The organism is Microbacterium sp. B19 (genome assembly GCF_000333395.1).
Taxonomy (GTDB): Bacteria; Actinomycetota; Actinomycetes; order Actinomycetales; family Microbacteriaceae; genus Microbacterium.
Genome location: NZ_BADA01000021.1, coordinates 1 through 20,021 on the forward strand (window position 1 = coordinate 1; position 20,021 = coordinate 20,021).

16 protein-coding genes are annotated in these 20,021 nt (G+C 71.9%); 6 read left to right on the plus strand and 10 right to left on the minus strand.

The genetic code is table 11. The features are described from left to right. Window positions 1-46: 46 nt before the first annotated feature. Window positions 47-1,585 carry a DEAD/DEAH box helicase gene (locus I5G_RS00435; RefSeq protein ID WP_022877286.1) on the minus strand — a complete coding sequence of 513 codons (1,539 nt, stop codon included), beginning with the start codon at window positions 1,583-1,585 and terminating at the stop codon, window positions 47-49. 185 nt (window positions 1,586-1,770) lie between these two features. Next, window positions 1,771-2,343: a DNA-3-methyladenine glycosylase I gene (locus tag I5G_RS00440; protein WP_022877287.1), complete on the minus strand. Its 573-nt coding sequence runs from the start codon at window positions 2,341-2,343 to the stop codon at window positions 1,771-1,773. 81 nt (window positions 2,344-2,424) lie between these two features. Here I5G_RS00440 and I5G_RS00445 point away from each other — a divergent pair, with 81 nt between their 5' ends. After that, window positions 2,425-2,625, plus strand: a complete 201-nt coding sequence (locus I5G_RS00445) for a hypothetical protein (protein WP_022877288.1) — start codon at window positions 2,425-2,427, stop codon at window positions 2,623-2,625. Window positions 2,626-2,673: 48 nt separating this feature from the next. On the opposite strand, the gene I5G_RS00450 is transcribed toward I5G_RS00445, so the two are convergent. The 3 genes from I5G_RS00450 to I5G_RS00460 form a co-directional block, all read right to left on the minus strand. After that, window positions 2,674-4,776 carry an acyl-CoA dehydrogenase gene (locus tag I5G_RS00450; RefSeq protein WP_022877289.1) on the minus strand — a complete coding sequence of 701 codons (2,103 nt, stop codon included), beginning with the start codon at window positions 4,774-4,776 and terminating at the stop codon, window positions 2,674-2,676. 153 nt (window positions 4,777-4,929) lie between these two features. Next, window positions 4,930-6,969 (minus strand): DNA helicase RecQ, encoded by a 2,040-nt coding sequence (gene recQ, locus I5G_RS00455; protein ID WP_022877290.1) that lies wholly within the window; start codon window positions 6,967-6,969, stop codon window positions 4,930-4,932. A gap of 72 nt (window positions 6,970-7,041) precedes the next feature. Continuing rightward, window positions 7,042-7,419 (minus strand): VOC family protein, encoded by a 378-nt coding sequence (locus tag I5G_RS00460; RefSeq protein WP_022877291.1) that lies wholly within the window; start codon window positions 7,417-7,419, stop codon window positions 7,042-7,044. A 107-nt stretch (window positions 7,420-7,526) separates the two neighbouring features. On the opposite strand from I5G_RS00460, the gene I5G_RS19720 reads away from it, so the two are divergent. Next, complete coding sequence (locus tag I5G_RS19720) at window positions 7,527-7,865, plus strand: GNAT family N-acetyltransferase (protein ID WP_022877292.1); 339 nt, start codon at window positions 7,527-7,529, stop codon at window positions 7,863-7,865. Then, window positions 7,862-8,884 (plus strand): pirin family protein, encoded by a 1,023-nt coding sequence (locus I5G_RS00470; protein ID WP_022877293.1) that lies wholly within the window; start codon window positions 7,862-7,864, stop codon window positions 8,882-8,884. Before I5G_RS19720 ends, I5G_RS00470 begins: the two co-directional genes overlap by 4 nt. 198 nt (window positions 8,885-9,082) lie before the next feature. Here I5G_RS00470 and I5G_RS19725 read toward each other — a convergent pair whose 3' ends face one another. Then, window positions 9,083-12,655, minus strand: coding sequence for a S8 family serine peptidase (locus I5G_RS19725; protein WP_022877294.1), 3,573 nt, complete (start codon window positions 12,653-12,655; stop codon window positions 9,083-9,085). Window positions 12,656-12,806: 151 nt separating this feature from the next. Between I5G_RS19725 and I5G_RS00480 the strand changes: the two genes are divergently transcribed. Further along, window positions 12,807-13,361 carry an ECF transporter S component gene (locus I5G_RS00480; RefSeq protein ID WP_022877295.1) on the plus strand — a complete coding sequence of 185 codons (555 nt, stop codon included), beginning with the start codon at window positions 12,807-12,809 and terminating at the stop codon, window positions 13,359-13,361. Here the strand turns inward: I5G_RS00480 and I5G_RS00485 are convergent. Genes I5G_RS00485 through I5G_RS00495 form a run of 3 tightly spaced genes read right to left on the minus strand, consistent with a single transcriptional unit; the run spans window position 13,358 to window position 16,031 of the window. Further along, window positions 13,358-13,909, minus strand: a complete 552-nt coding sequence (locus tag I5G_RS00485) for a hypothetical protein (RefSeq protein WP_022877296.1) — start codon at window positions 13,907-13,909, stop codon at window positions 13,358-13,360. The two genes, I5G_RS00480 and I5G_RS00485, sit on opposite strands and share 4 nt — an antisense overlap. Further along, entirely contained in the window at window positions 13,906-14,253 is a 348-nt protein-coding gene (locus I5G_RS00490; RefSeq protein WP_022877297.1) for a hypothetical protein, read from the minus strand. Before I5G_RS00490 ends, I5G_RS00485 begins: the two co-directional genes overlap by 4 nt. After that, window positions 14,250-16,031 carry a TIGR03767 family metallophosphoesterase gene (locus I5G_RS00495; RefSeq protein ID WP_022877298.1) on the minus strand — a complete coding sequence of 594 codons (1,782 nt, stop codon included), beginning with the start codon at window positions 16,029-16,031 and terminating at the stop codon, window positions 14,250-14,252. Before I5G_RS00495 ends, I5G_RS00490 begins: the two co-directional genes overlap by 4 nt. A 256-nt stretch (window positions 16,032-16,287) precedes the next feature. Here I5G_RS00495 and I5G_RS00500 point away from each other — a divergent pair, with 256 nt between their 5' ends. Both I5G_RS00500 and I5G_RS00505 read left to right on the plus strand, forming a co-directional pair. Beyond that, window positions 16,288-18,033 carry an ABC transporter ATP-binding protein gene (locus I5G_RS00500; protein ID WP_022877299.1) on the plus strand — a complete coding sequence of 582 codons (1,746 nt, stop codon included), beginning with the start codon at window positions 16,288-16,290 and terminating at the stop codon, window positions 18,031-18,033. Continuing rightward, the gene (locus I5G_RS00505) at window positions 18,030-18,785 is read left to right on the plus strand and encodes an energy-coupling factor transporter transmembrane protein EcfT (protein ID WP_022877300.1); all 756 of its coding nucleotides are present in this window, start codon (window positions 18,030-18,032) and stop codon (window positions 18,783-18,785) included. Before I5G_RS00500 ends, I5G_RS00505 begins: the two co-directional genes overlap by 4 nt. A 24-nt stretch (window positions 18,786-18,809) precedes the next feature. Here the strand turns inward: I5G_RS00505 and I5G_RS25615 are convergent. After that, window positions 18,810-20,021 (minus strand): hypothetical protein (locus I5G_RS25615; protein WP_187288778.1); only part of this gene is annotated, 1,212 nt, incomplete at its 5' end.

The following is a 20,021-nucleotide window of genomic DNA, read 5'->3' on the forward strand; positions in this document are numbered from 1 at the left end:
ACGACGCCCCCGCGGACGGATCCGCGGGGGCGTCGTGATCGGGAGATCAGCCCTGGGCGCGACGGTTCGTCCGCGCGCCGCGACCGACGACCATGCCGGTCGTGGGAGCACCGGATGCCGAGCGCCCGGCGCCTTGCGGGCGGGCGGTGTTCGCTCCGCCGCGCGCGTTGCCGCCGCCCTGGCCGCGACCCGAACCCGAGCGCTGGCCCTGGCGGGCGGGCTGCGCGGCGTCGGCCGCGGGGGCGGCCTGACCGGCACCGCGACCGCGGCGACGACGCCCCTCACCGGGAGCGGACGTGCGGGGGGCGGCATCCGAGGATCCCTGTCCGCGGGCGGCACGCTTGCGCTGCGCGTTGGCGCCCTGCGAGCGTCCGCCGCCCTGCGGCTGCGCGACGATCGGCTCGGGCTTGACGTACGGGGCGACCTCGCCGACCAGCGCCACGACCTCGAGGGAGGTCGAGGTGACGGGCTGCGGGGTGACGTCGATCTTGGCCTTGCGCAGGATGTCGAGGGTGTCGCGACGCTGCTCGGGCAGCATGATCGTCACGACGTCGCCGGCCGAACCCGCGCGAGCGGTGCGGCCCGAACGGTGCAGGTACGCCTTGTGCTCGACGGGCGGGTCGACGTGGACCACGAGCTCGACGCCGTCGACGTGCACGCCGCGGGCGGCGACGTCGGTCGCGACGAGAACCTTGGCGCGGCCGTCGCCGAACGCCGCGAGGTTGCGGTCGCGGGCGGGCTGCGACAGGTTGCCGTGCAGGTCGACGGACGGGATGCCGGCGGCGGTCAGTTCCTTGGCCAGCTTCTTGGCCTGGTGCTTGGTGCGCATGAAGAGGATGCGGCGGGCCGTTCCGGAAGCCAGTGTCCGGACGAGCTGCTTCTTGGCATCGGCGTCGGCCGGCACGAAGACGTGGTGGGTCATCGCGGCGACGTGCGAGTGGGCCTCGTCGACCGAGTGCAGGACCTCGTTGCGGAGGAAGCGCTTGACGAGCTTGTCCACGCCGTTGTCGAGCGTCGCCGAGAACAGCAGGCGCTGGCCGTCGGCGGGCGTGCGCGAGAGGAGACGCGTCACACCGGGGAGGAAGCCCAGGTCGGCCATATGGTCGGCCTCGTCCAGGACGGTGATCTCGACGGCGTCGAGGCTCGCGAAGCCCTGACCGATCAGGTCCTCGAGACGGCCGGGGCACGCGACGAGGATGTCGACTCCGGCGTTCAGAGCGTCGACCTGACGCTTCTGGTTCACGCCGCCGTAGACGGTCGTGGTGGTGAGGTCGTAGGCCGCGGCGAGCGGCTTGATGACCTCGTCGATCTGGTTGGCGAGCTCGCGGGTCGGGGCGAGCACGAGCGCACGGGGCTTGCGTCCGCGGCGGCGGTCGCTCTTCGCGGCCAGGCGCGCGACGAGCGGCAGCGAGAACGCGAGGGTCTTGCCGGAGCCGGTCTTACCGCGGCCGAGCACGTCGCGCCCGGCGAGGGTGTCGGGCAGGGTGTCGGCCTGAATGGGGAACGGCTCGTTCTTGCCCTGCTCGGCGAGCACGGCGATCAGCGGCGCGGGCACGCCGAGGTCGGTGAAAGTCTGGGACGTCATGAAGTCTCCTGCCGAGGCGCACGCGCGCACGGCGGTTCGGGATGCCGCGATGCTGCGGCTGCAATGGGCGAAGGCGCCGGGCGGCGCATCCGTTCGCCGTGAAGGTCAAAGGCCCGCGGGAAGGGGGCCGGTGCGTTCGACGACGCTGGGAGCGAAGGCTCCGGCCCCCAGTCTAGCGGGTGCGGTCAGGCGGCCGCTCGCCAGCACCCCGCGACGTGGTCGTCGACCATGCCCGACGACTGCATGAGCGCGTACATGGTGGTGGGACCGACGAAGCGGAAGCCGCGTCGCCGCAGCTCCTTGCTCATCGCCTCGGACTCGGGCGTCACGGCCGGCACCTCGGCGAACGACGACGGGGGCGTGTGCGCGGCGGGGGCGAACGACCACAGCAGGGCGTCGAGCTCACCGTCGGCCATGTCGGCGACGAGCACGGCGTTGCCGATCACGGCCTCGATCTTGCCGCGGTGGCGGATGATCCCGGCATCCTGAAGAAGGCGTTCGACGTCGTCGGGCCCGAACGCGGCGACCACGGACGGCTCGAACCCGTGGAAGACCTCGCGGAAGCGCGGGCGCTTGCGCAGGATCGTGATCCACGACAGGCCCGCCTGGAAGCCCTCGAGGCTCATCTTCTCGAACAGGGGACGGTCGCCCCGCAGCTCGGTGCCCCACTCCTCGTCGTGGTACCGGCGGTACTCGGCGTCGTCGCCGGCCCACGCGCAGCGGGCGATGCCATCGGCGTCGGTGATGAGGTCGGTCATGCTCTCAGGGTAGGCCGGGGGTCCGACACGGGCCGGGCGCAAGCCCTGGCATCGTGGTGGGCCTGCCGCTACCTTCCCGGCATGCACACCGTTCCCCTGGGTCCGCGAAGGACACGCGTCTCGCTCTTTCTCGGCCTGATCCTGGCCGTCATCATGATCGTCGTCGGCATCGTCGCCCTCGGCGTGAACGGACCGCTGTGGTTCGCCGTCGTCATGCTGGTGGCCGGGGTGGCCATCGGCGCGCTCGCCGTCGTCCGACTCCTGCTCCTGCGCCGGAACTGACACGACGAAGGGGCGGCGACCGCCGGTCGCCGCCCCTTCATGAGCGCCTTACTTGCCCGGCTTCTTCTCCGGAACCGGAGCGTTGCCCGACGCGCGCAGCGCCGAGTAGTACGACGCGGCCTCGTTCTGCCGGTCGTCCTCCACGCCGGTCGCGATCGACGAACGGATGTGCTCGGGGCCGTAGCCGAAGGCATCCACGAGGTCCTGAGCGTGCGGGCGGAGCCGGACGCAGAGCCGATCGATGTAGCTCGACACGGCAGCCGCGCGCTGCGTCGAGAGGCGCCCGTTGATCAGGTACCAGGCCAGGTGCTTCTCGATGAGCTGCAGGCCGAAGAGGTCGCGCAGCCACGTCAGCACCTGACGCGAGCTGTCGTCGCCGAGGCGGTTGATGGCGTCGGTGAACGCCTCCCACTGCAGCAGTTCGCCGTGCGCCCGGGCGGCTTCGATCAGCTCGGCCTGGTTCTCGTTGAAGAGCGCCGCCGCGTCTTCCCGGGAGAGCTTGGATGCCGGGCGCAACCGCCCCGCGATGTCGGCCACCATCTGCTGCACACGACCCGCGAGCAGTTCGTGCTGCTGCTGTGCGCGCAGGCCCTTCTCGACGGAGCGGGCGGTCGAGCCGCGGTCGGTCACGGCCTGCCCGAGCTGGCGCAGACCCGCGCCGTGGAAGAGCTTCCCGGCGGTCTGCCCCACCGCGAACGCGGCGAGGGCCTTGGCATCCTTGCCCTTGAACTGGCGGGCGTAGTCGGCGAGCAGACGCTTGCCGACGAGCTGCAGCAGGACGTTGTTGTCGCCCTCGAACGTCACGTAGATGTCGAGGTCGGCGCGGAGCCCCACGAGGCGGTTCTCGAAGAGGAATCCCTGGCCGCCGCACGCTTCGCGCGACTCCTGCAGCGTGTCGAGCGCGTGCCACGTCGACAGGGGCTTCAGCGCGGCGGCGAGCGTCTCGAGGTCTTCGCGGTCGGCATCCGTGTCGAGGCGTCCGCTGAAGACGCCGTCGAACTTCTGCAGGAACTCGTCGTGCGCGAAGATCTCGGCATACGTGGTCGCGAGGCGCGGCAGCAGGCGGCGCTGGTGCTTGCCGTAGTCGAGCAGCGTGACCTCGGGGGTTCCGCTGCCGGAGTCGAACTGCCGACGCTGGTTGCCGTAGGTGATCGCGATGGTGAGGCCGATCGCGGACGCCCACGCGGCCGCGCCGTCGAGCGAGACGCGGCCCTGGACGAGCGTGCCCAGCATCGTGAAGAACCGGCGGCCGGGGCTCGCGATGTCGCTCGAGTACGTGCCGTCGGCGGCGACGTCGCCGTAGCGGTTGAGTAGGTTCTCACGCGGGACGCGGACCTGGTCGAAGTGCAGGCGCCCGTTGTCGATGCCGTTGAGACCGCCCTTGAGGCCGTCGTCCTCACCGCCGATGCCGGGAAGGAAGTTGCCCTCGTCGTCGCGCAGCGGAACGTAGAAGCAGTGCACGCCGTGGTTCACGCCGTTGGTGATGAGCTGGGCGAACACCGTCGCGGCTTTACCGTGCAGCGCGGCGTTGCCGAGGTAGTCCTTCCACGCACCGCGGAACGGCGTGTGGATGACGAACTCCTCGGTGTCGGGGTCGTAGGTCGCGGTCGTGCCGATCGCGGCGACGTCCGAGCCGTGACCGGTCTCGGTCATCGCGAAGGCCCCGGGAATCTCGAGGCTCATGATGCCGGGGAGCCACTTCTCATGGTGCTTCTCGGTACCGAGCTGCAGGACGGCCGAACCGAACAGCCCCCACTGGACGCCCGACTTGATCTGCAGGCTGGGGTCGGCGGCCACGAGTTCTTCGAAGCCGGCGATGTTGGCGCCGTTGTTCTCTTCACCGCCGAACCGCTTCGGGAACGCGCGGTGCACCGCCTTGCGCGCGACGAGCTCGTGCAGCTGGCCGAGGGTGCGCGCGCGGTGGGCGTCCATGCCGAGGCTGTCGTCGCGCCAGAAGATCGGATCCTTCAGCATCGCGCGCGCCTCGCGGCGGGTGTCGGCCCACGTTCCGAGCAGCAGGTCGGTGACCTGCTCGATGTCGATACGGCTCTCGGGGGCCTCGGCGGCGGAATGCGCGGCGGTCGGCGCACCCCCGACAGGGGTACGCGTGCTCGTGGCGGGCGTGGTGGGACGGACGGCGGCGTCGGTCATTTCGGCACCTTTCGACGTTGCAAAGGGATGCCTCCACGGTAGGAGTCCCACAACGCGCGAACAAACATTGTGTGAGATGCGCACAATGCGGGCGGGCGACGCCGGGTCGGTTGGTTGTGGGGCGTCAACATCCTCGGGAGACGCCGGGACGCGTCAGTTCTGCGCGACGACGTTCAGGATGCCATCCCCGTACGCCTCGCGCTTCTTGGCGCCGATGCCCGTGATGCCGTCGAGGTCGCCCATGGACGCGGGCCGCGCAGCCGCGATCGCGCGCAGCGTGGCGTCGCCGAAGACGATGTAGGCGGGGACGCCCTGCTCGCGCGCTTGCTCGGCGCGCCACGCGCGCAGCGCCTCGAAGAGGTCGCGGTCGCCGGGCGCGACGTCGTCGGCGCTCGACTTCCGGGGCCGACTCGAGCCCCCGCCGCCGGAGCGACCGAGCGCATCGCGCCGGAGCGGGACGGGCGTCTCGCCGCGGAGCACTCCCCCCGAGGCCTCGCTGAGGGCGAGGGTGCCGTAGTCGCCCTGCGCGACGATGATGCCCCGCGCGAGCAGCTGTCGGATGACGCTGCGCCAGTCCTGGTCGGACAGGTCGGCCCCGAGCCCATAGGTGGTCAGGCGGTCGTGCCCCTGCTGCGCGATGCGGTCGGTCTTGGCTCCGCGCAGGATGTCGATGAGGTGGCCGGCGCCGAAGGCCTGGCCGCGCTCGCGTTGCAGCCGCACGATCGTCGAGAGCAGCTTCTGCGCCGCGACGAGACCGTCCCAGGTGTCGGGCGGGGTGAGGCACGTGTCGCAGTTGCCGCACGGCTCGGATTGCTCACCGAAGTACGCCAGGAGGTTCTGCCGCCGGCATCCGACCGTCTCGCACAGCGCGAGCATCGCGTCGAGGTGCTGGCCGAGACGCATCTTGTAGGACCGGTCGCCGGGCGACTGGTCGATCATGCGCCGCTGCTGGACGACGTCGCCGAGGCCGTAGGCCATCCACACGACCGACGGGTCACCGTCACGGCCGGCACGGCCCGTCTCCTGGTAGTACCCCTCGACGGACTTCGGCAGGTCGATGTGCGCGACGAAGCGCACGTCGGGCTTGTCGATGCCCATGCCGAAGGCGATCGTCGCGACCATCACGACCCCGTCGTCGCGGAGGAATCGCGACTGGTGCGCCGCGCGGACGGACGCGTCGAGACCCGCGTGGTACGGAAGCGCGTCGAGGCCCTGGGCCGCGAGGTACGCCGCGGTCTGCTCGACGCTCTTGCGGCTGAGCGCGTAGACGATGCCCGCCGAACCCTCGGGCTGCGACCGGATGAACGAGACCAGCTGGCGCCGCGGGTCGACCTTGGCCTCGATCCGGTACTGGATGTTAGGCCGGTCGAAGCTCGCGATGAAGGTCTTCGCGTCGCGCAGGCGAAGGCGTTCGACGATCTCGCGCGCCGTCTCGGGCGTGGCGGTGGCGGTGAGCGCCATGCGCGGGACGCCGGGGAAGCGATCCGCGAGGTCGCCGAGCGCGAGGTAGTCGGGCCGGAAGTCGTGGCCCCACTGCGACACGCAGTGCGCCTCATCGATGGCGATGACGCTCAGTCGACCGCGCGACAGCAACCCGAGGGTCTGCGCCCCGTTGAGGCGCTCGGGGGCGACGTAGAGGAGGTCGAGATCGCCGGCGAGGTACGCCTGCTCGACCGCCTGTCGCTCGGCCGGGGCCTGCGTCGAGTTGAGATACGCCGCCCGCACGCCGTTGGCGACGAGGGCGTCGACCTGGTCGTGCATCAGGGCGATGAGGGGGCTCACCACCAAACCCGTCCCGGGCCGTACGAGGGCGGGCACCTGGTAGGTGACGCTCTTTCCCCCACCGGTCGGCATGAGCACGACGGCGTCCCCACCGTCGATCACCCGCTGGACGATGTCGGCCTGATCACCGCGGAAGGTGTCGTAGCCGTAGACCTCGTGCAGGACCTCGCGCGGATCGCGGCCGGTGAGGTCGCGGACGGCCGGCAGCTCGCGCGCGGTGCCCGTCGCGACCGCGGCGCGGGCGAACGGCGAGGACGCGGCATCCATCGGCGGGGGCGGGGCGTCGGGATCGTCGGGCGGAGCGAGGAGATCGGGGTCCCAGTCGGCGCCCGCGTAGGGGTCGTCGTACGCGTCGAACGCGTCGGGGGGCGCGTCGGCGTACGGCTCGGGGGCGGGGCCGGGGAATGTCACTCGACCACGGTAACCCGGGGCACCGACACCGGCTGCGGGCGACGGTGCCGACCGTGGAGAACCGGGCCGAATTCAGTCCTGGGGAGAAGGGTCCCCCGGCAACTCCCACAGCTCGAGCGGCAGCCCCTCCGGGTCGCGCAGGCGCACGAAGCGGCCGTAGTCGGTCTCCCATTCGTCCCGTCGCTCCACGGCGACCCCGGCGTCCGCGAGGCGCCGGACGATGGCATCCAGGTCACTCACTCGGAGATTCAGGAGGAAGGGCTGGTCGGACGCAAAGTCCGTGGTCGCTCGGGGAACCGGCGCGAACACCGTCGGTCCGGCATCCTGCATCCACACGGCATCCGATCCCTCCGCACCGACCGGGACGCCGAGGACGTCGCGATACCAGGCCGCCCGCGCCTCCGGATCGCCGCTGCGCAGGAGAAGACCACCGATGCCGAGAACCGTCATGCCCGCAACCTAGTGCGCGACCGCGACACCCGCCAGCACCGGGGTGGGATGGCGGAACAGGGCGCATCCTGCGAACGTTGGACGCAGTACCGACGACCGGAGGCGACATGACCGACGACCTGACCGTGACGCGCAACGACGAGGCGCACCGCTACGAGATCCACGTGAACGGCGAACTGGGCGGTGTGCTGCAGTTCCGCCCCGCGGGCGAAGGCCGAGTCGTCCTGCCGCACACCGAAATCGACGGAGCCTTCAAGGGCATGGGCCTGGGCTCGACGCTCGCGAGCGAGGCGCTCGCCGACCTCGCTCGACGCGGCGACACGATCATCCCGACCTGCCCCTTCGTCGTGCACTACCTGCACGAGCACGACGTGCCCGGTCTCGTGATCGACTGGCCGCACCACGAGGACCCCGCCGACTCGGCCGACCCGAGCGAGCCGGCGTGACGAGGCTCGACGTCGCGCCGCCGGCATCCGAGGGTCCGGTGGACTGCGACGGTCCGCGCGCGCTCGTCGTCGAAGCCCGAGAGGTGCCGCTCGGCGGGGTGCGCGCGATGGAGGTGCACCGCACGCTCCCCCACCGCGCACTGCCGATGGTCGGGGCGTGGTGCTTCCTCGACCGCTTCGGCCCCCAGGAGACCGTGATGCGCGTCGAGCCGCACCCGCACATCGGCCTGCAGACGGTGACGTGGCCGATCATCGGCGAAGTGCGGCACCGGGATGCCGTCGGGAGCGACGTCGTCGTCCGTCCCGGCGCGCTCAACCTCATGACGAGCGGCGAAGGCATCGCCCATTCGGAATATTCGGTCGGGGACGACCCGATCCCCCTCGACGCGCTGCAATTGTGGGTCGCTCTCCCGGAGTCGCGCCGCCACGGTGAACCGGCTTTCGAGCGTCACGAGAACCTGCCCGTGCTCGATCTCGGGGACGGCGCGGACGCCGTCGTCGTGATGGGCGAACTGGGCGGCGTCGTCTCCCCCGCGACCGTCCACACCCCCATCGTGGGCGCCGAACTGCGCCTGCCCCCGGGGATCGCCGTGCGCGTTCCGCTGCGTCCCGACTGGGAGTATGCCCTCTACGGAATGATCGGCTCCGCCGACGTGCAGACGGGGATGGATGCCACCGACGCCGACGCCGCACAACGCACGGCGCCCCTCGAGACGACGGGAGCAATGGCATCCGTCGACGGAACACGGCTCCTCTACCTCGGCAGGGGCCGCGACCACGTGGACATCGCCGCGCCGGAGGGCGCCCGGGTGTTCCTGCTGGGCGGCGAGCCGTTCGAGGCCGACATCGTGATGTGGTGGAACTTCGTCGGCCGCTCGCACGAGGAGATCGAGGAGGCGCGCGAGGCGTGGGAGGCGCACGCTCCGCGTTTCGGTGCCGTCGTGGACCACGGCCCCGAGCGCGTCCCGGCTCCGCCGCTCCCCGCGGTGCGCCTGACGCCGCGGCGACGGCGGGTGTAGCCGCCCCGGACCGCGAGACTGCATCCGCGTGACATCTCGGTTGCAGCCTGCAGTGGGTTTGTCAGCAGCGTGCAGCCTCGGCGCCAGCCCACGGGCGCCAGCCCACGGCGCCAGCCCACGGCGGCAACCCCAGACGCGAGGCCCGAGACGCGAACGCGGCGCCCGAGCCGGAGCCCGGGCGCCGCGTCGGCGGAGGGATCAGCGCAGCACGATGAACGCGCTGTGCGCCGTCGACTCCTCGACCGTCTCGCTGCCGGCGTACTCCGCGGTCACGATGCGCACGCCCCGCGTCTGCGGGTCGAGCGTGATCGTCGCGCGGCCGTCCTGCAGGGTCGCCGTGTACGGCTTCCCGGCGACCGTCACCGTCACGTCGCCCGTCGGCGTCGGACCGGTGAGGGCCCGCACCTTGACGGTCAGCGTGTAGGTGTCGGAGCTGCGGCCGACCCACGGGCTCACCGTCACGGTGGTGAACGACGCGACCGTGACCGGAGCGCCCGCGCTGTCTGCGGTGCCGGTCAGGCCGGTCGCCGGGTCGGTCGCGGTCACGCGGACCGACAGCACGGCACCCACGTCCTCGCGCTTCACCCGGTAGGTCGACGAGGTCGCGCCGTCGATCGGCTCACCGCCGCGCAGCCACTGGAACGCCGTGGTCACCTCGGCGGGATCCCACGTGCCCGGGGTCGCCGTGAGGGTGCGGCCGAGCTTCGGCGTGCCCGAGATCGTCGGCGCCTCCACGTTGACCGGAGCCGCCTGACCCGAGTCGACCGTCAGGACCGTCTGCACGTTCGACTCGCCGTACTGCACGACGCCGAGGTACCGCGTCTGCGGCTGCAGGCCCTGCCACGACAGGTCGTAGGTCGTCGCAACGCCCTGCTCGGCCGGGATCGGGTTCGGCGTCGCGGTGAGCTGCCCCTCGCCTCCCGGAGTCACGTTCGCGTAGGACATGTCCCACGTGAACGGCGCCGTGAACGAGTAGATGTTCGCCTCGACGAGGTAGGTGCCCGGCGTGGGGTTCGGGAGCGAGACGCGCTCGTCCGCCGAGCCGGTCGCCGACGTGAACCGCTCGTAGTACCGCAGGTCGTCGGGGCTCACCACGCGCGACACGAACAGGTCGAGGTCGCTGCCGGTGTCGTCCGACGAGTCGAGGTCGAAGCGCGAGAGGGTCGTCCCCTCGGGCACGTCGACGACCCACCGGACATAACCGTCCGCGTCACCGGAGTCCTGGTTGCCCGAGTGTCCGTCGACCGGGTTGTCGGGGTCGGCCAGCAGCGTCTCCGCCGCGAGGCCCGACACCGTCAACGGCAGGTCGCCGCTCACGCCCGGCAGGATCTCCACCGGGGTCGAACCCGACAGTCCTGCACCCGACACCTCGGCCGGAGCCTCGGCGGTCGTCGGGCGCACCGCGATCGGCGAGCGCACCTGGGTGTCACCGCTCGTCCACGTGAGGAAGCCCGTCGTCCACTCCTCCGCTGCGGCGGTCGTGCGCGAGAACGTGACCGTGAAGTCCTGCGTCTCGCCCGCGGCGCCGAACGTGAGCGTGGACGGCTCGACCGTGGCATCCAGTCCGGGAACGTCGATGGATGCCGTGAACGTCCCCGCCTGCGTGGACGTCACCGTGCGGGTGACGGTCTGGGGCTTCGCGAGCGATCCGATCGAGATGGATGCCAGGTTCAGATCGCTGCCGTCGATCGGCTCGACGCCGAAGTCCTCGAGGCCCTTGCCCTGCAGGAAGGCCGCCCAGTCGGCGGGCCCGTTGAGGTAGAGCAGGCCCGGGTCGAAGTACTTCGTCGGGTCGACGTGTCCGGCGCCCTGCGCGAACGGATCCTGCGCGGGAGCCCCGTCGACATCGACCGTGTCGTACGCGGTGGTCATCATGGCGGACTTCACCTCGGCGGGCGTGGCCAGCGGCCGCTCCCCCAGGTACAGCGCCGCGAGACCCGCGATGTGCGGCGACGACATCGACGTCCCGGACAGGAACTCGAACGTCGGCGTCGCGCCCTCGGCGTTCGCGGCGGCGGCGAGGATCGCCACTCCCGGAGCCGAGATGTCGGGCTTCAGCACGTCGCTGCCGTCGGCGAGCATGGGGCCGCGGCTCGAGAAGCCGGCGACCTGCGGCGTCGGGGTCTCGACGCCGGTGACGTTCTCGCCGATCAGCGTGGCCGTGGCATCCGGGGTCCCCTGCACGTACGCGAGCAGGTCGTCGCGGTACCGCGCATCGATGTGCACGGTCGGCACCGAGTGGAAGTCGTTGTCGACCGAAGCCGGCGTGACGTTGACGAGGATCATGCCGACGCCGCCCGCCTCCTTGACGGCCTGCGACTTCTCGATGCGGGCGTTCTGCCCGCGGTCGCACACGACGATCTTGCCCGCGGCCTTCGCGGCGTCGAGCGATCCGAGGAGGCACAGCGCGGCGTTCGCCGGATCCGCTCCGGATGCCGCGATGTCGCCGGCGTAGACGACCGGCGCCGTCACGTCCTCACCCGCGCGGACGGAGACCGACGCGCCCGCGGCCTGGAAGCCGTTCGGGAGCTTCACGGTGCCCTCGTAGGTGGGGATCGTGGATGCCGCGACGGTGGTGTACCAGGGCGAGGCGTGGTCGGCGGTCGAGGCGTCGGGACCGGAGTTGCCCGCCGAGACCGAGACGAAGATGCCGGCGGCGGCGGCGTTGAAGAACGCCGCGTCCTCGAGTGAGAGGGTGGTCGTAGCCGCACCGCCGCCGATCGAGTAGTTGATGACGTCGACGCCGTCGGCGACCGCGGCGTTGATCGCACCGAGCAGGTCGCTCAGCGCGCAGATGTCGTCGGTGGTGACGAGCGGGTCGGGACCGGAGTAGCACGCCTTGTACGCGGCGACCTTGGCGGCCGGAGCGACACCCGAGATCGCCCCGAAGTCGATGCCCTCGACGCTGGCGTCGACGCCGTTGTTGCCCGCGGCCGTGCTCGCGGTGTGCGAGCCGTGCGCGTCGCCATCGCGCGGCGAGCGGTAGTCCGCCTCGAACGTGAAGCCGGTCGCGGCGGCACCCTGATCGAAGTAGCGGGCGCCGACGAGCTTCGTGGAGTAGTCGTCGACCGACCAGCCGTCGCCGGTCGCGACCCGCGGCGACCGGAAGTCGGTGCCGTCGGCCTTGCGGTACACCACGTCGTTGCCGTCGAGGTAGGGCTCGTCGCCCGGCGTCGTGCCGAGCGGGTCGCCCGCGAACGATGGGTTCTCCGGCGCGATACCGGTGTCGACGACACCGACGACGATGCCCTCACCGGCCGCGTCGATGCCGCCGACCTTCTGCCAGACGCCGCCGTCGCCCTCGAGACCGAGGAACTCGGTCGACGGCACGGCCGCAGGGTGACGGATCTCGTCGGGGACGACCTTCTGCACGCCCTTCGTGGCGGCGAGCTTCGCGGCTTGGTTCGGGTCCATCGCGGCGCTGAAGCCGTTGACGGCGAGCGTGTACGAGTAGTCGGCATCCACCCCGGCCTCGGCCGCGACGTCCTTCTGGCGCTTCTCGAGGAACTCCGAATACTCGCGGACCGCGTCGGAGCCGGTGTCGAGCCGCGCGTCGTCGGACTTCGTGGCGCGCAGGCCCGCTTCGCCGCCGTCGTAGGTGGCGACGGGCGCTTCGTCGAGCACCACGATGTAGCGCCCGGTGGCGGATTCGATGGGTGTGGGAGGCGTCACCCCCTCGCCCACGACGGTGGCCTGCGCGGACGTGACTCCGGCAGCGGTGAACAGCCCGGCCAATGCGATGACCGCGGCCGAACGCAGGGTACGACCCATAGTGCGCTCCAAACGGGGGGATGAATTGAGCGATGTGCGCGGCTTCGGTGGCGCGCGTCGCACAAACATAACTCACGGCAAATTCATCACCAACGTTTTCTTTTGGACGGCGTCCGGGAACCCGACGGCACCGCCCCGATACGCTGACCCCGTGTCGTCGGCATCCCGTCTGTCCACCCGTGTCCTTCTCGTCTGCGCTGCGATCGGCGTGGGAACCGGGATCCTGGGGGGCGCCGCGGGCTGGCTGACCCTCGCCGTGCTGGCCACCGCCCCGTGGGCGTACGGCCTCGTGCTCGGCTCGCACGTGCTGCCCGGGATCATCGCGCAGCAGGTCGTCCGACGGCCGTGGGTCGCCCTTCTCACCCACGTGCTCGCAGCCCTCGTCGCCAGCGCGATCGCGCCGCAATGGACCTTTCGCTTCCTCGGCACCGCCGTCCTGTTCGGTGGCATCCAGGAGGGCATCGCCGCACTGACGCGCTACCGCGTGTGGGCGACGGCGCGCTTCTTCGTCTCCGCGGTGATCATCGGGCTGATCGTCGCGGCGGCCGTGTGGTTCGCGGCACACCTCGGCGCCCTCGCCCCCTGGGCGCAGGTGACGTACCTGGTGATCAGCGTGCTGGGTCCGGTCGCCTGGACGGCGGTCGGCATCGCGATCGGTTCCGGCCTGCGGGGCGCGGGCGTCGCGCGCGGGCTGTCCCGGGGCTAACGGCCGAGCCGGGGGCGCACGGCCAGCCGCGCCCAGGCCCGGGCGAGCACAGCGGCCACCGCACCGACGACCACCCACGTCGCGAACGACCCGAGCCACCCGGTCAGGAAGAACCCGAAGAGCAGCGCGCCGACGGCGAGCACGACGAACGCGACCAGGGTCACGACCGCGAGCAGGATCGCCCGGACCGGATGCCACGCGAACGCCCGCAGACCGCTCCACGCCGTGGCATCCGGGTTCCCCGCCGGTGAGACGATCACGAGAGCGACGAGCAGCGCGGGGACGAGAGCGACGGGGGATGCCACGGCGAGCGCGCCGACGATCACCAGCGCCAGAACCACGGCGGCGAGCGCGCGCAGCCACCGAGCACCCGAACCGCCCAGGACCGCGACCACCGCCGTCGCCGCGGCGACGAGTGAGAGGACGGACGCCGCGAGAAGCGCGAGGAACAGCGGGGCGACGGAGGGCGTCGCGCCCGGGATCACGCACAGCGCCTGCACGACGGCGTTCGCGAGCACGACGGCAGCGATCAGCAGAAGGCGCTTCACGGGGCGACCCCCGCGGCCTGGTCGATCACGGCGCTGACGCTGCCGGTGAACACGGTGTCGGAGCCGACCATCACGGTGAAGCTGTCGGGATCGTCGGCGGGGGAAGCGGCCGTGACAGCCGCGCCGTCCGCGGTCGTTCCGGTGCACGAGATCGCCCCGTCGGAGGCGCGCGTGCACGTCGGCACCTCTTCGAGCGCGACGCCCTTCTGCTGCAGCACGTCGATGGTGGCGAAACGCACCTCGGTCAGGTGATTCCCGCCGACGGGAGCGATCGCGGCGACCTGCGAGCAGCCGGCCAGCGCGAGGGTTGCCGCCAGGGCGCACACCCCGAAGAACCGCCTCACAGTCCCCGCTCCTTCTCGTACGCGAGGATCCGCGCGCGCTCGGTCACGTGCTGCGCCTCGAGCTGCGCGTCGGTGATCACCGACAGGTCGAACGGCGCGGGCAGGAGCAGTTCGGTGTTGCGGTCGAGCGGCGATCCACGCCGCATGAGCGGCGTCTCGGCCCAGTCGTTCGCGGCGAGCTCGCGGCTGCGTGAAGCGAGGTCGGCGACAGAACCGGAATTCCCCGGCGCGGCGGGCGAGGCGTGGTCGAGCACGGTCGTGAACAGCGACAGCGTGCCGTCGCGGTTGTCGACGATCTCCACGACCTGTTGCTGCTGCGGAAAGTCGATGCACGAAGCGGTCGTGATCTCCCAGAACCCCCCGCCCTGGTTCGTGTGGGCGAGGATCTGGTTGAGGTGCGTGTGGCCGTTCAGCCACCCCACGACGACGGGGAACTCCAGCAGCATCGCCACGAACTCGTCCGCACCGTAGAGCTTCTCGTCGACCCCCGGCCGGGTCGCGCGGTTCTCGAGCGTGAGGCTGTTGTGGTGGCTGAAGATCAGCGCCAGCACCTGGTCGCGCTGCGCGATCTCGAGCTGCGCGCGCAGCCACCGCATCTGCGATTCGGGCACCGCACCGTCGGGTCCGGCGACGGCGTTGCACGTGTCGAGTCCGAACGCCCGGATGCGCGGACTCAGGTCGGCCTGCCACCACGTCTCGCCCGAGGCGAGGTTGTGCGCGGTGAAGCCGTGGCCGACGGGTCCGGGCGTGGGCTCCGTCCGGAAGTGCTCGGCCATGAAGTCGCGCTGCTCGAACAGGTAGCGCTCGGGGTTGGCCGTGACCTCCTTGAACCCCGGACCCCCGGATGCCAATCCGAGAGCGGCGAGGACCTGCGCGAGGACGCTCGTGCCCGCGGCCCACCCTTCGAGGGCCGTGGATGCCGTGGCATCCAGGGTGTACGACTTCCGGGCGCCCACGGCGAGCGCGCGCAGTTGCGGACTGATGTCGAACGTTCCGAGCAGGAGCGTGTCGTGGTTGCCGTACACGGCGTACCAGGGCGCGGGGAGGCCCACGGATTTCACGGGCTGCGCGATCGCCTGCGCGAGGAGGTCGGGCAGCCGCGGGAAGCCGTAGTCGCCGAAGTCGCCCCCGGTCGGGTCGCCGGGGCGGTAGGCCCACGTCGCCTCGCTCCACGCCTGTACGCCCTGCCACTCCGGGCCTCCGGTAGCGGGATCGACGGCGAGGCCGTCCATGAGGTCGATGTACCAGCGCAGCTCGAGGTGCGAGTGCATGTCGGCGCTGTCGCCGGTGACGATCGCCGCGCTCATCGGTGCGCCCGTGAGCGGGCTGTACCGCGCGTCCGAGAAGGCCTGCACCATCGCCGCCGTCGCGTGCGGGCTCAGCGGATCCTGCGGATGGAAGGCCGAACCCCACGCCGAGTGGGCCTGCACGATCATCGGCTCGATGCGGCCCGGCGACTGCGCCTCGATGACGTGCAGGTCGGACAGGTGCCCGAGGTACAGCAGCGAGCGGCGGGCCGTGGTGCGCGCGGGCGACGGCGAGCGTCGCAGCACGTCGATCCGCGGCAGGTACGGCTCCCCCGGCCCGGTCGTGAGCGTGCGGTACTTGCCCGACAGGATCGAACCCTGCCGGATCGTCTGGAGCAGCGTCGACGGCACGTCGGCCGAGGGCGTCGCGGCGCGGGCGAGCTGCGGCGCGAGGATGTCGAACCCGAGCCCCGTCGCGGCGGCAGCGGCGGCGGTGGCGTGCAGGAACTGACGGCGGGAGAGACCGGTCACGAGATCGTCCGTTCGGGCGGAGGAACCTCGAATGTACCGTTCGCGCAATTCGGCCGTCCAGAGCGCGCGGTCGCGCGTGAGGAACGGAGGGCGAGGGACGGGCGGAGGAGCCGCGGCGGCGAGCCGGGCCTCCGCTCCTCCCAGGCCCTCCCTCCCGCACGCACACGGACCGGATGCCGTCAGCTCGACGTCGAGACGCCACCCGGCGCGGGTAAGGCCTGCCTAAATAGACTGAAGCTCTCGCCGAAGGACACCCGTGACCGCCCACCCGCACCCGACCGCCGCGGAGCCCCGCGCCGATGTCGACGCGCTCCTGCGCCTGCGGAACGTCGCCGTCACGCACCTCGAGGCCGACCGCCCGACGCCCGCCGACGTGAGTTTCGAGGTGCGCCCGGGCGAAGTGGTGCTGCTGCTCGGGCCGAGCGGGTCGGGCAAGTCCACCCTGGCGCTCACGATGAACGGGCTCCTCCCCCACGCCGTCCCGGGCGAGGTCGCCGGCGACGTGATCGTCGGCGGGAGGGATGCCTCGACCACCCCGGTCGCCGAGCTCGCCCAGACCGTCGCGATGGTCTTCCAGGACCCCGACGCGCAGCTCATCACCGGCACCGTGCTCGACGAAGTCTGCTTCGGTCCCGAGAACCTGCAGCTCCCCGTGGCCGAGGTGCTCGCGCGCGCCGAGTCGGCGCTCCGCCGCGTGGGGCTGTGGGATCGGCGCGACGAGTCCCCCGACGTGCTGTCCGGTGGGGGCCGACAGCGTCTGGCGATCGCGTGCGCGCTGGCGATGGCATCCCCTCTCCTCGTTCTCGACGAGCCGACCACGAGCCTGGATCCGGCCGGGGTCGCGGAGGTCTACGCGGCGCTGCGCGACGTCGTCGCCGCGGGAGATCGGGCGATCGTGCTGATCGAACACGACCTGGATGCCGCGGTGGAACTGGTCGACCGGGTCGTCGCGCTCGACGGCGAGGGGCGTGTCGTCGCGGACGGCGGCGTGGACGAGGTGCTCCGCGGGCGGGCACGCGAGCTGTACGACCTCGGGGTGTGGCTGCCGACCGCGACGCTCGCGGCGCTGCGGCTCCAGCGTGCCGGCTACGACCTCGGGCGACTGCCGCTGACACCCGAGGAGCTGCGGGCGGCTCTGGAGAAGGCGCCCGGGGGCGTGGCATCCACGGTTCTTCCGATCCCGAGGCGCCCCGGCGGTGAGCCGCTCCTTCGCGTGCGGGGCCTCGGGGCGAAGCGTGGGGGCGCGACGATCCTGCACGACGTGGACCTCGATGTCGCGGCGGGCGAATTCGTCGCCGTGGTCGGCCGGAACGGGGCGGGGAAGACGACGCTCGTGCAGGCGATCGCCGGAGTGCGGCGGCCGCCCCGCGGCACGGTGCGCATCGACGGGCTCGACGTGCGGCGCCTGCCCGCGCGGGAGCTGTCACGTCACGTCGGCTTCGTGTTCCAGAACCCCGAGCACCAGTTCATCACGACCACCGTGGACGACGAGCTCGCGCACGGCCTGCGACGGCTGCGGGTGCCCGAGGCGGAGGTGCGGTCCCGCGTCGACGAGATGCTCGCGCGCTTCGGCCTCGCGGAGCGCGCGGACGCACACCCGTTCCTGCTCTCCGGCGGGCAGAAGCGGCGCCTGTCGGTGGGCACGGCGCTCATCGGCGGGGCTCGACTTCTCGTGCTCGACGAGCCCACCTACGGGCAGGACCGCGCCCGCGCCGAGGAGATGCTCGCGATGCTCGACGACCTCCGCGCGGGCGGAACGACGATCGTCGTGGTCACGCACGACCTGCAGCTCGTCGCCGAGCACGCCGATCGGGTCGTCGTGATGGATGCCGGCCGGCTCGCCGCCGATGCGACGGCCGAGGACGTGTTCGCCGACGGGGCCCTGCTCGACCGGACCGGTCTGGGCGTCCCACCCCTGCGTCGGGCGTTCGAGGGGTTCCAACGGCATCCGGAGCTCGCGTCGACCACGCGGCTCCGCGACCTCCCGGGGAGTGGGCAGTGACCGCCGTGACGCTCGACGCCGGTCGAGCGGCGTACCTCCCGCGGCTGAACCCGCTCGCGAAGATCGCCGCGGCGCTTCCCGCGATGGTTGCGCTCGTGTTCGTGCGCGACCCCGCGACCCCGGCGGTGTTCCTGGGTCTCGCATACCTCGTGCTCCTCACCGGCACCCGCTGGTCGGCACGGCTGCTCGTCCTTCTTGGTGCCGTCGTGCCGCTCGCGGTCCTCGTCGTGACCGGGGGTTTCGCGCTCTGGGTCGACGCCTCGGGCGGGACCGCCGTGGTGCGCGTGGGGTCGTGGGTCCTCACCGACAGCGCCCTCGCCGTCGGGTGGGCGACGGGCCTGCGCCTGGCCGCGATCATGACGCTCGCGTTCGTCGGCGGCCTCACGTCCACGGGCGCCGATCTCGTTCGGGCGCTCGTCCAGCAGCTGCGCGTGCCGTATCGGATCGGATACGCAGCCCTCGCAGCGATCCGCTTCGTCCCGCGATTCGGCCGCGAACTCGAGACGATCCGGCAGGCCCACCGGGTCCGCGGGGTCGGTGGTTTCCCGCCCGCGCGGTGGATGCGGACGGTGGTGCCGCTGCTCGCCGGCGGCATCCGTCACGCCGAGCGCGTGGCCCTCGCCATGGACGCGCGCGCCTTCGGCGCCCACCCCGACCGCACCGAACGGCACCTCGTCCCCTGGCGCCGCCGCGACACCGCGTTCGTCCTCGCGTTCTGGGCGGTGTCGGCGACGGTGTTCGTCGTGGTGTGATCCGACCCGTCCCGAGCCGGGCCCTCACCCCCGGGCAGAGCGCCGACGGCCCGGCGGGTGCCGGGAGGCGGACACGCCGCACACGATCGCTCCCGCGCCCATGATCAGGATGCCGCCGGCCACGAGGATCGGGTCGACCGCACCGCCGGTGCGGGCGAGATGCCGGTCGGTACCGGTACCCCCCTCCTCGACCTCGCCGTGCGGCTCCTCCACCTCGCCGGACGGCGTCGGTGCGAGCGTGCCGCCGGGTGCGGGCGTCACGTCGACGGAGATCTCCACGGGGGTCGCCGCAACGGCCGGCGCCGAGGCGCCGACGGACGCGATCACCCCCGCGACGAGGATCGCGACCACGTCCAGCGCGGACACCGCCGCACTGCGTCGTCCTTCTTCACGCGCGTCCTCGATCTCTCGGGCACGGCGCCGCCGCCGACGACGCCGGTCGCGGAACATGAGCAAGACGATGGCGGCCGCCGCGACGACCACGGCCGCCTGCGTCCACGGGACGGTGGCGACTGCGGTCGTGGCGGAATCCTGGAACGCCGGTGTTCCCTCCACGACGCTGGACGCGACCGTGACGACCGTCGCCGTCGTCGAGAACAACGGCCATACGCCCTCGATGGTGCGCGACGTCTCCCGGCTCTCCCCGGGCGCCAGCTCCGCTAGCGGTTCGAGCCCGGTCACATGGGCATCGAGGCCGGCGATCCCCGAGACGGTGAGCGTTCGTTCGCCCGCGAGCCGGACGTTGCCCGCGTTCTCCGTGGAGACGCGGATCTCGAGCGCCCCCGGAAGGAACGGGTTCCAGGACGGGATGTAGGACGCGGTCACGGTGGAATGCAGGGCCGGTGCGAGCGCTCCCGCCACTCGGACCATCACCCGGAAGCCGATTCGGGATTCGACGCCGACGCTCGCCTGCTCGGAGAAGATCCCCGCCGCCACTCCCGCCAGGTGGTCCCCGGGGGTGGCGTCGGCGGGGACGGTCACCGTGTAGGGAACGAGAGCGCTCGCGCCCGCAGCTACTTCCACCGAGTCGGGGAGGGCGATCCACGTGCCCGCGCCGACGGACGGCCGGTCCGCGGGGAGCATGTTGAATCGTCCGGTCTCGGTGAAGTACCCGTCGGCGGCCGACAACGAGAAGCGGACGCCCTGGTCGCTGTGGTTGGTGACCTTCATGGTGCGCTGAACGGCCGTCCCCGCGTCGAGCGTGAGTTCCTCCCACGCTCGGGGCTCCACTGCCCG

Coding starts and splice junctions, on each gene's coding strand:
- I5G_RS00435 (WP_022877286.1), bottom strand. CDS start 1,585: ATGACGTCCCAGACTTTCACCGACCTCGGCGTGCCCGCGCCGCTGATC.
- I5G_RS00440 (WP_022877287.1), bottom strand. CDS start 2,343: ATGACCGACCTCATCACCGACGCCGATGGCATCGCCCGCTGCGCGTGG.
- I5G_RS00445 (WP_022877288.1), top strand. CDS start 2,425: ATGCACACCGTTCCCCTGGGTCCGCGAAGGACACGCGTCTCGCTCTTT.
- I5G_RS00450 (WP_022877289.1), bottom strand. CDS start 4,776: ATGACCGACGCCGCCGTCCGTCCCACCACGCCCGCCACGAGCACGCGT.
- I5G_RS00460 (WP_022877291.1), bottom strand. CDS start 7,419: ATGACGGTTCTCGGCATCGGTGGTCTTCTCCTGCGCAGCGGCGATCCG.
- I5G_RS19720 (WP_022877292.1), top strand. CDS start 7,527: ATGACCGACGACCTGACCGTGACGCGCAACGACGAGGCGCACCGCTAC.
- I5G_RS19725 (WP_022877294.1), bottom strand. CDS start 12,655: ATGGGTCGTACCCTGCGTTCGGCCGCGGTCATCGCATTGGCCGGGCTG.